This is a genomic window from Streptomyces sp. CNQ329, assembly GCF_000482585.1.
The window spans coordinates 16,033-30,251 of the sequence record NZ_AXVU01000011.1; the positions used below are offsets into that span (position 1 = coordinate 16,033).

A 14,219-nucleotide genomic window follows, 5' to 3' on the forward strand; every position below is an offset into this window, starting at 1 on the left:
CAGGGACGGTCGCCGGCCTACCCGCTCCCGGGGGCCGCCCCGCTGATCTCGGAGCCGATCGCGCGGTCCGTCTCCGCGAGGCCGACGAGGTTGAAGGGCTTGTCGGGGTTGCGCACGACGTGCATGCAGGGGGCACGAACCCGTGGCGTTTGACCTCAACCGCGGTTGAAGTCGGAGAGTGGGGAGAGCCACCGACGAAAGGGGAACGGCGATGATCCTGGTGACCGGAGCGACGGGCAGAGTAGGAGGTCAGGCGGTCGCGCAGGCGCACGCGACGGGCGCGCCCGTACGCGCTCTGGTGCGCGACCCCGCCCGCGCGGACTTCCCGGCGGGGGTGGAGGTCGTACGCGGGGACCTCGCCGACCCGGTGACGCTGGGCGCGGCCTTCGCCGGCGTCTCGGACGTCTTCCTCGTCTGGCCGCTGCCCACCGCCGACACCGCCCCCGCCGTCCTGGAGGCGGCGATCACCGGCGGCGTCCGCCGGGTCGCGTACGTCTCCGCCTGGGGCGCGTCCGACGACCCGGACGAGGAACCGCAGGGCATCCTCGGCTTCCACACCGCCATCGAGCGCCTGCTGCGGGCCTCACCCCTGGAGTGGACCCTGCTCCGCGCGGGCGGCTTCGCCGCCAACACCCTGTACTGGGCGGCCCAGATCCGCGCGGGCGACGTGGTCCACGCCCCGTACGCGCAGGCGGGCCGCTCCCTCATCCACGAGGCCGACGTGGCGGCGGTCGGCGTCCACGCCCTGACGCATGACGGCCATGCCGGCGCGACGTACCACCTGACGGGCCCGGAAACCCTCACCCAGGCCGACCAGGTCCGCACCATCGGCGAGGCCCTGGGCCGGCCCCTGCGCTTCGAGGAGTCCCCGCCCTCCGTCGCGCGGGAGGCGTACGTGGCGGCGGGCCTGCCCCCGTCGTTCGCGGACGGGATCCTGCAGGCGCACGCCGCGTTGGTGACGCACCCGGAGCCGGTGACACCCACGGTGGCCGAGGTGACCGGCCGCAAGGCCCGCACGTTCGCGGAGTGGGCCAGGGACCACGCGGCGGACTTCGGCGGCTGACGACCGTGCCGGGCCGGTCGCGGTGTCCCCCTCGGCCGCGGCGGTCAGCGGACCGTCCAGCGGTAGCAGCGGGTCACCGTGCCGCCCGAGGGGTGGGGGAACGAGGCGGTGCCCAGGGCGTCGCCGGTCTCCGTCAGCCAGCTCGCCTCGCTTTCCACCGCGCCGGGCGGCAGGCCCAGGTCGATGACGCGGCCGTGGCGCCAGTAGACCGCCCGCTGGCCCACCTCCGTGAAGCAGTGGCCGGCCGCGTCGCCCCGGTCGTTGAGGGCCGTGGCCGTGGTGCCGTAGAGGGCCTCCGGGAGGGCGGGGAGTGCCGTGAGGCCGTGGCGCGGGGACCAGTGGAAGGGGCCGTCGGTGGCGTTGCTGTGGCCGACGACCTCCCCCCGGGTGTTGAGGAAGCGGCCGTCGAGGGGGACGCTGCTGGCGCCGCCGTCGAAGCGCGTGAAGTCCGTCAGGCGGTCGCCGTCCCAGACGAACGCCCGCCACTCCCCCGTGTCACCCTCCGCGGAACCGGCCACCACACCGCGGGCGTTGACGCCCGCGCCGAAGACCGGGCGGTACGCGCCCGTGAGACGGGTGAGTTCGGTGACGGAGCCGTCGTGCCAGAGGAAGGGATCCCGCGACCAGGCCATGAAGCGGACCTGGCCGGCGACGACGTGTCCGGCGCTGCCGAGCGCGTCGGGGGCGGCGTTGACCGCTTCGGGGTCGGGGGGCGTGATGCGCACGGGGTCGGCGGAGGTGGCGGGGCGCACCACGTACAGGCCGCCGCGCGGGGGAAGTTCGGGGTCGGCCTGGAACTCCGTCTGGGTCTGCACGAGGACCCGGCCGCGGTCGTCGATATGCGAGCCCCAGGCGCGGTAGTCGTCGCCCGCCAGCACCCGCCGGGGCGCACCCCCGCGGGACCAGACGACGGCCTGCGTGCGGTCCTCGTCCGGCAGGTAGTGGTAACCGGCCAGCGCGCCGCGCGCGTTGACGCCCTGGAGGGTGTACGTACCGGAGGCGTGCAGCGCGCGGGGCCGCCGTACCCGCCCGCCGTGCCACGCCGCCTGCACCTCCTCGCCGTCCGGCCCGAGCGCGCGGCCCACGGCCCGGCCACCGGGGTGGACGTACGTCAGGAGGGTCATCGGCAGTGAGCCGTCCGGCTCGGCCAGGGGCCGGGCCACCACGCGGCGGGCACGCGCCGCCGCCTGCCGGGGGATCGCGGCGGCGATGCCGCCCGCGGCCACGCCCGCGAGCAGCGCTCGCCTGCCTAAGTACCGGTTCTCGGGCACGTCTCTCCTCGGAGTCGGGTGTCCGTGGGGGGAGGTGCGCGACCGCCACTGTCGCACGGAGCGCCGTGTGCGTGCCTACCCCTCAGGGGTTCGTCCACGCGTCGGGGTCCTCGGCCAGCTCGTGCACGTACCCCGGCAGGCGCGCCGACGCCACGTCCGCGAGCGTGACCTCGCCCAGGATGTTGCGTACGTTCACGCGCAGCGCGATCCACAGCGGCAGCAGCGATTCCGCGGGTCCCACGTACGACAGCTCCGGCGGCCGGGCACCGCGCACGGAGACCAGGGGACCCTCCACGACCCGTATGACGTCGGCGATGGTGATCTCGTCGGCGGGCGCGGCGAGGCGGTAGCCGCCGCGCCCGCCGCGCTGGCTGACGACCAGCCGGCCGCGGCGCATGTCGCCCAGGATGCTCTCCAAAAACTTGTGCGGAATACCCTGCGCGTCCGCGATGGCCTCCGCCTTGACGGGGGCTTCCTCCGTCGCCGCCGCCAGCTCCAGTGCCGCGCGCACCGCGTAGTCTGCTCGTGCCGAGATCCGCATGCCGGTCATTATGTCTGCATGGCCGCCCCGGCTCCGTCAGGGGCATGCGCGTCACCCGCCCGTACCTCATGGGTGTGTGCCGGGCGGCCGGTCCGGCAGGGGGATCGAAGCGCGGACGCGGAAGCCGCCGCGGGGGCGCGGGGCGGCGTCGAGTGTGCCGCCGTAGACCGCGAGGCGTTCGCGCAGTCCGATGAGCCCGCGTCCGCTGCCGGCCGCGGCGCGGGCGGTGGGCACCCCGCCGGTGTCGGTCACCTCGACGCGCAGTTCGCCGGGAGCGTGTGCCACGGAGACCGCGACGGAGGCGCCCGCCGCGTGGGTGACGGCGTTGGTCAGCGCCTCCTGCACGACGCGGTACGCGGCGAGGTCGACTCCGGCCGGCAGCGGGGCCGCGGGCGCGCCGGTCACGGAGAGCCGGACGGGGACGCCGGTGTCGCGTACGCGCCCGGCGAGGGCGGCGAGTTGACCGAGGCCCGGCTGGGGGGCGAGGTCGACGGCGAGGGCGGGGTCGGCGGGAGTACGGGCCGGGGTGTGCGCCCCGGCGCCGTCCGCGCGATACGTCCCCGGGGGCGGCGCCCCGGCCGGATGCGCCGTCGGACCCCCGGCCGGGTCCGGTCCCTCCCCCTCCGGGCCCGCCGCCGCCATCGTCAGCAGCCCCATCACGTGCCGCAGCTCCGCCATCGCCGCCCGTCCGGCGGCCTCCACCGCGCCCATCGCCTCCCGCGCCTGCTCCGGCGACGTGTCCAGCACCTTGCGCGCCGCGCCCGCCTGGATCGTCATCATGCTGACGTTGTGCGTGACGACGTCGTGCAGTTCGCGCGCGATCCGCGACCGCTCCTGGTCCACCGCGCGCCGCGTCGCCGCCTCCTGCTGCTCCTCGAGGGCGTGGACGCGCTGCTGCCAGGAGTGGATCGCGTTGGCGGCCAGCCCTATCGGCAGCAGCACCAGCAGCGGTACGAACCCGCGCCCCACCTCCGGCACCACCCCCGCCGCCGCACACAGCGGCACCCCGGCGACCAGGCTCACCAGCGCGCGCCTGCGGTACGGGCTGTACATCACCGCGCTGTACGCCGCCACCACCCCGCAGGCGAAGGCGAACGCCGTCGCGCCCCGGGCCACTTCGCCCAGGTGGAACGCGGCGGCGGCGCCGAGCACCGCCCAGAACGCGGCGAGCGGGTAGCGGCGGCGCAGGACCAGCGGCACCGCTGTCAGCGCCCCGAGCACCAGCTCCCAGGCCCGGGCGGGCGGCAGCACGTGCTCGACGACGGGCGGCACGGGGTATTCCGCACGGGGCGGCTGCTGCGTCCCGGCGCCGCCGCGCTCCGGTGCCTCCCGCCGACCGGGCTCCGGGAACGCCGGCGAGCCGGGCTCCGCCGTCCCCGGCGGGAAGGGCGGCGGCGGAGGGCTGATCCTTCCCGGCCCTCTCTCCCGCGGGGCGACCTCCTGCGGGGCGACCTCCTGCGGGGCGTCCTGACGCTGCTCGTAGAAGGAGCGGTCGAGGTCGGCGACGACGGTGCCCACGCAGAGCACCAGGGCGAGGGCCACGTCGGCGGTCCAGGCCCACCGCGACAGCCGCGGCGGCACGCCTCCGCCCCCGGGCGCCGGCACGAACCAGCCGCGCGCCCGCCCCGCGGCGCGCCCCACGCCGCGCCCGCACCGTCCGATGACCGCACCCGCCCACGTCACCGCCTCAGTGTGCCAACCCGCCCCCCGCCACCGGATCCACCGCGAGACCCACCCCCCGTCCACCGGGCGCCTACCTCGCGCGGATGACGCCGCCGGCCATCGGCCGGATGCGGTACGGACCTTCCCCACCGCGGCCGACGTGCCCGCCGCTCCGCCACGCCTAGCGTCTGGCGGCACGCAGCGCGTCGTACGACGCGCGCCGACCGCCGAGCTGGGGAGGCCCCGGGCCATGACATCACCACCGCACACCGCGCGCGCCGAGAGCGACGGCGGTGCCGACGTCCTGATCGCACTGCGCGGGGTCAGCAGGACGTACGACGAAGGCCCGCCCGCGCTGGACGACCTGACCCTCGCGGTACCCGCCGGGCAGGCGCTCGCCGTTCTCGGCCCGTCCGGCAGCGGCAAGTCGACGCTGCTCAACCTCATCGCGGGCCTGGACCGTCCGAACGCGGGCACCGTCAGCGTCGACGGCCTGCGCGTGGACGAGCTGAGCGAGAGCGCGTCGGCGAAGTACCGCAGGGCGTCGGTCGGGATGGTCTTCCAGTTCTTCCATCTGCTCGACGACCTGACCGTGGCGGACAACGTGCTGCTGCCGGCCCAGTTGGCCGGGATGCCCCGCGCCCGCGCCGCCGCGCGGGCGGCGGAACTCCTCGCGTACCTCGGCATCGGGCGGCACGCCCGCGCCTACCCCGGCCGGCTGTCGGGCGGCGAGCGGCAGCGCGTGGCGGTGGCACGAGCGCTGATGAACCGCCCGCCGCTGCTGCTCGCCGACGAGCCCACCGGCGCGCTGGACACCGCCTCGGGGGCGGAAGTCCGCGAGCTGCTGCGGGACTTGCACGCGGACGGGCAGACGATCGTGCTGGTCACACATGACCTGAAGCTGGCGGAGTCGTGCGCGACGCGGACGGTGGAGCTGGTCGACGGGCGGATCGCGCGGGACAGCGCGGCCGACGGGGCCGACGGGGCCGACGGGGCTGCCGGGATCGGCGGGGCCGCCGGAGCGGTCCGGTGAGCGCCCTGGGCCGGGTGGTGCGCGCCGGGGTGGGGCGGCGGCGCGTGCAGACCACGGTGATGGTGCTGACCACGCTGCTCACCGTCGCCGCCGCCGTGCTGGCGACCGGGCTGCTCGTCGGCTCCCGGGCTCCGTTCGACGACGCCTTCGACCGGCAGCACGGCGCCCACCTCACCGCGCAGTTCGACGCCGCGGAGGCGACGGCCGCGCAGGTGGAGGCCACCGCCGGCGCCGAGGGCGTCGCCGCGTCCGCGGGACCGTACACGATCACCTCGCTGCGGCTGCGCGTCACCACCGCGCCCGAGGGGGCCGTCTCGCCGCCGCTGACGGTCGCGGGGCGGACGTCGGCCGGCGGTCCCGTCGACGACCTGGACGTCACCGAGGGCCGCTGGGCGCGGGCGCCCGGCGAGATCGTGCTCGAATCCGGGGCGCGGGCCCCGGACCTGGCGACCGGCGCGCGGGTGCAGGTCGACGGCCTGCCGGGCGGCCCGACGCTGAAGGTCGTCGGGATCGCCGAATCGATCGGCGAGAGCGCGGACGGATGGGTCGTGCCGGAGCAGCTCGGGGAGCTGACCGCGCCCGACGGGCCCCGCCCCGACCGCCAGATGCTCTACCGCCTCGACGACGCCGGCTCGCGCGCCGACGTCGCGGCGGGACGCGCGGCGGTGGCCGCCGCCGCGCCCGCGGGGGCGCTGACCGGCTCGCAGTCGTACCTGGACGTCAAACAGCTCGCCGACGAGAACACCGCCGCCTTCATCCCGTTCGTGACCGCCTTCGCGCTGCTGGGGCTGGCGATGTCGGTGCTGATCGTGAGCATCGTCGTCAGCGGCGCGGTGGGCGCGGCGACGCGGCGGATCGGGGTGCTGAAGTCGCTGGGCTTCACGCCGCCGCAGGTGGCGCGGGCGTACGTCGCGCAGGCGGCGATCCCGGCGGCGGTGGGGGCGGCGCTGGGCGCGCTCGTGGGCAACGCGCTGTCCGTACCGCTGATGCACGAGGTGGCGACCGCGTACGGCACGGGGCGCATCCTCATCCCGCTGTGGGTCTCGCTCACCGTGCCGGCCGCGGTCCTCGCCCTCGTCGCGGCGACGGCCCTGGGTCCGGCGCTGCGCGCGGCCCGGCTGCGTACGACGGCCGCGCTCAGCGTCGGCCGCACACCGCACGCCGCGCGGGGGCACCGCGTACGGCACGTGCTGGGCCGGCTGCCGCTGCCGCGGGCGGTGGGTCTGGGCCTGGCGGGCCCGTTCGCCCGGCCGGCGCGGTCGGCGACGATGGCCGCGGCGGTGACGTTCGGGGCGCTGGCGGTGACGTTCGCGGTGGGGCTGGGGACGTCCCTGATCGCGGTACAGAAGGAGGGGACGCCGGACGCGACGGGAGACGTGAGGGTGCACACCATGAGGGGCCCGGGTGCCCCGGGAGCACCGGCCGTCCCGGGCCGGCCGGGAGGGGCGCCGCCGGGGTCGGAACCGGAACCCTCGGCGACGGCTCCCTCCCCCACCGTCACCGTCGCTTCCGCCAGACAGATCGCGGCGGCGATCGGAGCCCGCGCGGGGACGGAGCACTCCTTCGCCACCGCCGAGGCGGACGTCACGGTCGCCGGGCGCAAGGGCACCGTACCGCTGGTCACGTACCACGGCGAGGCCCCCGCCGACGGCCACCGCATGGCCGCCGGCCGCTGGTTCGCCGCGCGCGGCGAGGCGGTCGCCCCGGCCCGCCTCCTTCAGGCCACGGGCGCCGGGATCGGCGACACCGTGACCCTCCGGGACGGCACCCGCACGGCCGAACTCCGCATCGTGGGCGAGGTCTTCGACCTGAGCGACGAGGGCATGGCCATCCGCACCGCGTACGCCTCCGTCGCCGACCTCGTCCCCGACCTCGAACCCGCCGCATGGACGGTGGACCTGACCCCGGGCACCGACCGGAGCGCCTACCTCAAGGCGCTCAACGCGGACCTGCAACCGCTGGGCGCGGAGGGGACCTTCGCCGAGAACGACGAGGAGTCCCCGGTGATCGTCGCCATGCAGGCGCTGATCGCCATGCTCACGGCGATGCTGGTGGCGGTGGCCTGCCTGGGCGTGCTCAACACCGTGGTCCTCGACACCCGCGAACGGGTCCACGAGCTGGGCGTGTTCAAGGCCCTGGGCATGAGCCCCGGGCAGACGGTGGCGATGGTCCTCACCTCCGTCGCGGGCATCGGACTCGCCGCGGGCGCGGCGGGCGTCCCCCTGGGCATGGCCCTGCAGCACTACGTGGTCCCGGAGATGGGCCGCTCTGTCGGCACGAACATCCCGGACGCCCTGGTGGACATCTACACGCCCGCACACCTGATCCTCCTGGCCCTGGCAGGCGTGGTCATATCCACGGCAGGCGCCGTGCTCCCCGCCACCTGGGCCGCGGCCACCCGCACCGCAACGGCGCTGCGCTCGGAGTGACGCGGCGCCGGCCACTTCCCCGGCGGGGGTGCGCCGGCGCCGTTGGAAAAGCCCCGTGGGGGCGGGCGCACGAGGCCGGCCACGCCCCCTGCCCCGGGATCTTCCCACCGGCGCTGCCGCGCATGTGCGCACGGAGGGGGTCGTGGTCCGGCTGGGAGAGCGCACGGTCCTGCCCGGCGCCGACGTGACGGTCTCGGCCGGTTCGCGTCTGGCCGTCGTCGACCCATGTCTACGTGACCCCGATGAGTCCGGCGGAGATCCTGAAGAAGCCCGGGGGATTCAAGTCGTTCCTCGGCGTCACCAGGGAGAAGTCGGAGTACATGATCGAGTTCGAAATGGACAAGGCCCTCTTCAAGGCGATCAGGGGCGATCGGGGCAAGCACGTATGGCACAGCCCAGGTGATCTCCATATCCCCAAGAGCGCGATCTCCTATCACGGACCCACCTCTGGCTGGACCCCCTAGGCCGGCATCGCAACAGGAGCAACTGTGGACCTGACCGGATATCCCACCGACTTCCTCGCGGACCTCGGGTTTCCCGAGGCCGCGCGGAGGTTCCTCGTGCGCCGGACGCGCCGCTGGCCGCAGCTCTCCCTCAACGGGGAGCCTCTGGACGACGCAACGCTGAGCCACTGGCAACTGCCGGAGGAGGCGGACACGTCCGAGTCGAACATCCTCGGCTTCGCCCGCGACTCCACGATGGAGCAGCACTGGGAAGACGAGGGGTACGCGCTTGACGACACCGGCGAGGGACCGTTCGCCCTGTTCTACTCTCGATACAGCCGGCCGCTGACGGCGGGAGCGGTAACCGGGGTTTCCGGTGTTCCGGAGTCGGTCGCCGAGTCGGTCGAGTCCATCGGCCTGATGCTCACCGGATTCTTCGTGGTCACCCTCCTCACCCCCGACGACCCGGCCACCGACCCCTTTTCCGGCACCGTTCTCCGCGACTTGCGCGAGAGCTTCGCTACGTAAGGGCGCGGGCGCCGGGGAGGGTGCCGCAGGTGAGGAGCGTCATCGAGAATCTGTGGAGAGAATGCCGACTTCCGTCCCGCAACGCGCCGCATGTGTGTGGCGAGCGGCTCGCCGATCAGGTCGGCCCCCCTGCGTCCCTGGTGCGCTCGAGATGCGCGCGGGCGGCGGCCACGGCCTCGGGGACGCGCGACATGAGCTGATCGCGGACGCGCGGCGCGCCGGTGGCGGCGAGCCGCGGACCTACACCGGCGGCGACAGGGGCGTCGGACATGTCACCGACCCGTACATCGTCGGACAGGGCGGTGACCGCGACCCGCTTGACGACGGTGGGACGGCCGAGGGCGCCGGTTGGGCACCGCCTGAGGGCTGGGCGGCCGGGCGCGCACGAGGCGTGAGCACCCGCGCACGCGTGGTGGCAACGGGTGGCCCGCGTGCCAGACTTGACACGTCGGTCCAATCCGTGCGGAGGAGTGGGGCTTGCTGCAGCCGCTGGACGCGAACGCGCCACGCCAGATCGGCCCGTACGAACTGCTGGCGTGTCTCGGCGCCGGCGGCATGGGCGAGGTCTACGTGGGCCGGGAGTCCGCCGGCGGCCGGGACCGGCTGGCGGCCGTCAAGACGGTGCGCCCCGAACTGGCGGACGGCGCGGCCTTCCGGCACCGGTTTCACCGTGAGATCGAGCTGGCGGGGAGGGTCGGCGGCGCACACGTCGCCGAGCTGCTCGATGGTGCCGCGGACGGCGAACCTCCTTGGCTGGCCACCGAGTACGTGCCCGGCCCCAGCCTCGGCGAGGTGGTGCGGCGCACCGGCCCGCTGCCCGAGCGGACCGTCAGGGCCCTGGGGGCCGGGCTCGCCGCGGCGCTGCGGGCGATCCATGCGGCGCAGGTGCTGCACCGCGACCTCAAGCCGGCCAACGTACTGCTCTCCGCCGCCGGCGTGCGGGTGATCGACTTCGGTATCGCCCGCGCCGGGGGCGTGACCACGCTGACGTCGACCGGCTCGCTCGTCGGCACTCCGGGATTCATGTCCCCGGAGCACGTCGCGGGCAGCAGATCGGTCGTCGCGGCCTCGGACGTGTTCTCGCTCGGCGCCGTGCTGTGCTTCGCAGCGACCGGGCACGGCCCGTTCGGGGAGGGCCAGCCGGCGGCCGTGCTCTACCGCATCGCCGCGGAGGAGCCCGATCTGGCGCGGGTGCCGGCGGGGTTACGGGAGTTACTGGCGCGCTGCCTGTCCAAGGACCCCGGGCAGCGCCCCACGCCGGAAAACCTCGCGACCAGCCTCGTTTCCGGCCTCGCCGCCGCCCCCGGGACGATGGCGTGGCCTCCGCCCGTACGGGCCCGGATCGCCGAGTACGAGGAGGCCGCCGAACGGCTGCGCCGGGTCCCCGGCGGCTCGCTGCACCGCCTGCCGACGCTGCCGTCCGCGCCTCCGGAGGGCGCCCCGGCGCGCCCGGCCTCCGCGTTGGCGGCGCGCGGTCCTGGTCGGCGCCGCGGGGCTGGCGGTGACCGCGCTGTTCGCCGGCGGGGTCGTCGTGCTGGACCCGTTCTCGGCGGACGGCTCCGGCGGCGGCTCCGCCGGCCCCGGCCCGGGCGACGAAGACCGCGACAGCGCGGGTGACGGCACAAGGGCCCTGGTCGACGGCGTCGACGAACTGGGCGGCCTGGACGGCTCCGGCGTGATCCCGCAGGTCCGCAGCCAGCGCCCCGAGGGGTGGAGGCAGTGGCGGGGCAAGCTCTCCCAGCCGCCGATGGGCTGTGCTGCCGACACGGTCGTCATCGTCTGCCATCTGGTCGACGGTTCGTACGAGGGGGTGAGCGCGGCGGACGGGCGCCCCCTGTGGCGCACCGGCGCCGAGCCCGGCAGCAAGGAGGCGGCGTACGTCGGGGCCGCGGGCGACCTCGCCGTGCCGGGAGCCGGCGGGTTTCCCACGGTCCGCGACGGCGTCGCCGTCTTCGGCACCTTCGGGCGACTCCAGGTGCGGGACGCCGCAACAGGGCGCCTCCGCTGGCAGAAGCGGCACAAGGACGCGGTCAGCGGCTACAAGGGGGACAATTTCGGCCGTCCCGTGGTGGCGGACGGGAAGGTGTTCGCCACCGCGAGCGAGAAAGTCGTCGCCTACGATCTCGACAGCGGCCGGGAGCTGTGGCGCCGCAACCTCACCAACGAGGACCTTCCGATGGTGGGGCGCCGCGTCAAGACGTTCGCGGCGACGACGTACGCGCACGGCCGCCTGTACGCCCGTACCGACCTGGGACTGATCGCCTACGACCCGGAATCCGGTGACACCCTGGCGGAGTCCCCGCCGTACGACAACGGATGCGACCAGGTGCGGGTGCAGGGGGATGGCGCGTACTGCGCGACGACGATGCGGGAGGGCGAGGAGGCCTTGACGTGGGTGCTCGTCCGGCACGACGCACGCAGCCTGCGGCCGGAGGCGTCGGTCCGGGTGCCCGGGATCGACACGAACACCCTGATCGGCTCGGTCGGTGAATCGTCGCTGATCGCGTCCGACTACTTCGGCGCGGACATCCTCGTCATGGACCGCGAAAGCGCCCGGATCCAGCGGCGGTTTGCGTTCGGCAAGGAGTCACTCGGGCTGCATCCCCTCGTGCCGCCCCCGCTGATCGCCGACGACCGCATCGTCTTCGCCGACGCCTCCGAGCTGTACGTGCTGCCGCTCGACGACCCCGGTGCGGAACCGCTCCGCGTCGGGATCGACGGCGCCCCTGGCGGCCGGCCCAAGGGGGAGTGGAGCGTCAGCGACGGCCTCGCGGTGTCGGACATCCCCCGCCACCCCTGGGTGCTGCCGCTGGGCGGGGTGGTCCACATCGTTTACGACCGGGGGACGATCGTCTCGGTGCCGCTGCCGGACACACCCCGGCGCGCGGGGAGCTGACGTGCTCGAACCGCTGCCGCCCGGCCGGGGCGGGTACATCGGCCCCTTCCAGTTGCTGGCGCGACTCGGCGCCGGCGGCATGGGAGAGGTGTACCTGGCGCGCCGCCACGCCGCGGGAGCTCAGGAGCCGGAGCTGGCCGCGGTCAAGACGATCCGTCAGGACGCCGGCGCCGACGAGGAGTTCCGGGTCCGGTTCCGGCGCGAGGTCGAGGCCGCACGGGCCGTCACGGACCCCCGCACGGCTTCCGTGCTCGACGCCGAGGTGCGGGCGGCGCGCCCATGGCTGGCCACGGAGTACGTGCCGGGGCCCACGCTGGCGGACGCGGTGCGGAGCTGCGGGCCGCTGCCGTACGACGCGGTGCGGATGCTGGGTGCCGAACTGGTTGGGGCGCTGGGGAGCATCCACGCCGCGCGGGTGCTCCACCGGGATCTCAAGCCCGGCAACGTGCTGCTCGCCGCCGGCGGTCCCCGGGTCATCGACTTCGGGATCGCCCGGGCCTTCGACGCCACCGCGCTGACCGCCACCGGGATGGTCGTCGGCACCCCCGGCTTCATGTCTCCCGAGCAGGTCACCGGCGCGCAGGTGATCGGACCCGCGAGCGACGTGTTCAGCCTCGGCTCCGTGCTCTGCTTCGCGGCGACCGGGCACGGCCCGTTCGAGGACGAGGAGGCCGCCGCCGTCATCTTCCGCATCGCCCGCGCGGACGCGGACCTCACCGGGGTGCCGGACCCGTTGCGCGAGATCATCGCCGCATGCCTGCGCCGGGACCCGGACGAGCGCACCGACGTCGGCACCCTGGCCGCGTTGCTCGGCGCGGACTCCCCGGTGGCGGCGCCGGACAGCGCCTACCCGTGGCCGCCCCGGCTCGCCAAGCTGATCACCGGGTACGAGCGGACGGCGGCCGGCATCGCCGCGGCGACACCCGTGCCGCCGCCGCACCGGCGGGCCGCGGTGACCAGGAGGGCCGCCCCTGCTCCCAAGCCGCGAAGGGCGAGCGCCCAGTGGGCCCTCGCGGCGGTCGCCGCCGTGGCCGCGGTGGTCACGGTGGTGCTGCTGGCGACCCTGCTGGCGGGGGACGAGGGCGGCGCGGGCGGCGGCGGGGCCGGTGCCGGCAGCGGGGGCGGGAACGGCGGTGAGGGCTCCGCCGCCGACGGCGCCCAGAAGGACGGGCCGCCCGTCGTCACGGACGGCGGCGCGGCCGTCCGCACGGGAGACTTCGGCGACGACGCACTGCGGCCGGAGCGCCGCCCGACGGGCTGGAGCCCCTGGAACGCGTCCCTGCCCCGCGTCAACGGCTGCGCACTGGGTGGCCGCGTCCTGGTCTGCACCACCTCCGAGGGCGGCGCCGTCGGTCTCGACGCGTCCGACGGCACCGAGATGTGGACCGCGCCGGGCTCGCGCGAGAACGAGGACACCGCGATGTACCCGCCGCCGGCGGTCGAAGGCGGCGTGGCCTACCTGCCCCACCACGACGGCGTCACCGCCGTGGAGCTTCAGTCGGGCGAGTCCCTGTGGGACGAACCCGGATCGGGCGGGCAGGTGCAGGGGCTCGCGGTCCTCGACGGCGTGCTCGTCATGTCGCAACCGGCGCCGAAGGGCATGTCGGCGGTCACCGCGTTGGGGACCGCCGGCGACCGGAAGGAACTGTGGTCGTTCGAGGACGAGAGGGTCTTCTCCATATCCGCCGTCGACGGCCGCGCCTACCTCACCCACGCGCTGGCCCCGAGCGACCCGTCGGCCGGGTACGCCGCTGACGTCAGCGCCGTCGGTCTCCGTTCGGGCGGGCGCACGGGGCGTGCCCGCTGCCGCGACTTCGCCGTCCGCGACACCTGGGCGGTCTGCTGGGAGCCGCCCGATCTCACCGGTGAGACGGGCGTGACGGTACGGACGGCCGACACGCTGAAGAAGCTCCGGACGATCGCCCCGGATGTGCCCGTGCACACACCGCCCGTCCTCGATGACGACGGGGCCATCCTGCTGCACCACGACGGCAGGCTCACGCGCTACGACCTCGCCTCGGGCGAGCGGCTGTGGGACAGAAGGGGGATCACCGATTCACAACCCGAGGCCGTGCTGCAGGCGGGCGGCAGGCTGCTGGCGTACCAGAACGTCACCGTCTACGCGACGCCCGCAGGGGACCCGGACGGGGTCGTGACCAGTCGGAGTTTCGCGGTGGAGTTCAAGGAGAGCGGGCCCGAAGACGTGACGCTGCCGGTGACCGTCCTGGTCTCCGGCGGGGCCGTCTTCATGGTCTACAACGACGGCACCGCGCTCTCCGGCTACCTCCCGACCTGACACGCCTGAAATGTCCGATCTCACAGTCGGGAGAAGGCAACTGACAGCAATCTGCCA

Annotated in this window: 12 protein-coding genes; 8 read left to right on the plus strand and 4 right to left on the minus strand. The window is 75.1% G+C overall.

Annotation, left to right across the window (positions count from 1 at the left end):
- Nucleotides 1-211: 211 nt before the first annotated feature.
- Nucleotides 212-1,063 carry an NAD(P)H-binding protein gene (locus I003_RS0109840; protein WP_027771380.1) on the plus strand — a complete coding sequence of 284 codons (852 nt, stop codon included), beginning with the start codon at nt 212-214 and terminating at the stop codon, nt 1,061-1,063.
- Between the two features lie 44 nt (nt 1,064-1,107).
- Here I003_RS0109840 and I003_RS0109845 read toward each other — a convergent pair whose 3' ends face one another.
- The 3 genes from I003_RS0109845 to I003_RS31780 all read right to left on the minus strand — a co-directional run bounded on the left by I003_RS0109845 (nt 1,108) and on the right by I003_RS31780 (nt 4,558).
- Nucleotides 1,108-2,334 (minus strand): hypothetical protein, encoded by a 1,227-nt coding sequence (locus I003_RS0109845; protein ID WP_027771381.1) that lies wholly within the window; start codon nt 2,332-2,334, stop codon nt 1,108-1,110.
- Nucleotides 2,335-2,416: 82 nt separating this feature from the next.
- The gene (locus tag I003_RS0109850) at nt 2,417-2,875 is read right to left on the minus strand and encodes an RrF2 family transcriptional regulator (protein ID WP_027771382.1); all 459 of its coding nucleotides are present in this window, start codon (nt 2,873-2,875) and stop codon (nt 2,417-2,419) included.
- Nucleotides 2,876-2,941: 66 nt separating this feature from the next.
- On the minus strand, nt 2,942-4,558 hold the full coding sequence (locus tag I003_RS31780) for a histidine kinase (protein WP_051368158.1): 1,617 nt from the start codon (nt 4,556-4,558) through the stop codon (nt 2,942-2,944).
- A 229-nt stretch (nt 4,559-4,787) separates the two neighbouring features.
- Here I003_RS31780 and I003_RS31785 point away from each other — a divergent pair, with 229 nt between their 5' ends.
- From I003_RS31785 to I003_RS0109875, 4 genes are all read left to right on the plus strand, one after another.
- A complete protein-coding gene (locus I003_RS31785) occupies nt 4,788-5,570 on the plus strand; it encodes an ABC transporter ATP-binding protein (RefSeq protein WP_051368159.1) in 783 nt (260 codons plus the stop codon).
- Between the two features lie 14 nt (nt 5,571-5,584).
- A complete protein-coding gene (locus I003_RS0109865) occupies nt 5,585-7,999 on the plus strand; it encodes an ABC transporter permease (RefSeq protein WP_037720535.1) in 2,415 nt (804 codons plus the stop codon).
- Between the two features lie 233 nt (nt 8,000-8,232).
- Entirely contained in the window at nt 8,233-8,463 is a 231-nt protein-coding gene (locus I003_RS35970; RefSeq protein WP_158688951.1) for a hypothetical protein, read from the plus strand.
- Nucleotides 8,464-8,487: 24 nt separating this feature from the next.
- Nucleotides 8,488-8,970 carry a hypothetical protein gene (locus I003_RS0109875; protein WP_027771385.1) on the plus strand — a complete coding sequence of 161 codons (483 nt, stop codon included), beginning with the start codon at nt 8,488-8,490 and terminating at the stop codon, nt 8,968-8,970.
- A gap of 115 nt (nt 8,971-9,085) precedes the next feature.
- Here I003_RS0109875 and I003_RS35975 read toward each other — a convergent pair whose 3' ends face one another.
- A complete protein-coding gene (locus tag I003_RS35975) occupies nt 9,086-9,241 on the minus strand; it encodes a hypothetical protein (RefSeq protein ID WP_158688952.1) in 156 nt (51 codons plus the stop codon).
- 206 nt (nt 9,242-9,447) lie between these two features.
- Between I003_RS35975 and I003_RS36795 the strand changes: the two genes are divergently transcribed.
- From I003_RS36795 to I003_RS0109890, 3 genes are read left to right on the plus strand one after another with little or no spacing between them, the layout of a single operon-like run.
- Nucleotides 9,448-10,587: a serine/threonine-protein kinase gene (locus I003_RS36795; RefSeq protein WP_486584153.1), complete on the plus strand. Its 1,140-nt coding sequence runs from the start codon at nt 9,448-9,450 to the stop codon at nt 10,585-10,587.
- On the plus strand, nt 10,472-11,866 hold the full coding sequence (locus tag I003_RS36800) for an outer membrane protein assembly factor BamB family protein (protein WP_037720504.1): 1,395 nt from the start codon (nt 10,472-10,474) through the stop codon (nt 11,864-11,866). Before I003_RS36795 ends, I003_RS36800 begins: the two co-directional genes overlap by 116 nt.
- 1 nt (nt 11,867) lies before the next feature.
- Nucleotides 11,868-14,162 (plus strand): protein kinase domain-containing protein, encoded by a 2,295-nt coding sequence (locus I003_RS0109890; protein ID WP_027771386.1) that lies wholly within the window; start codon nt 11,868-11,870, stop codon nt 14,160-14,162.
- Nucleotides 14,163-14,219 lie beyond the last annotated feature (57 nt).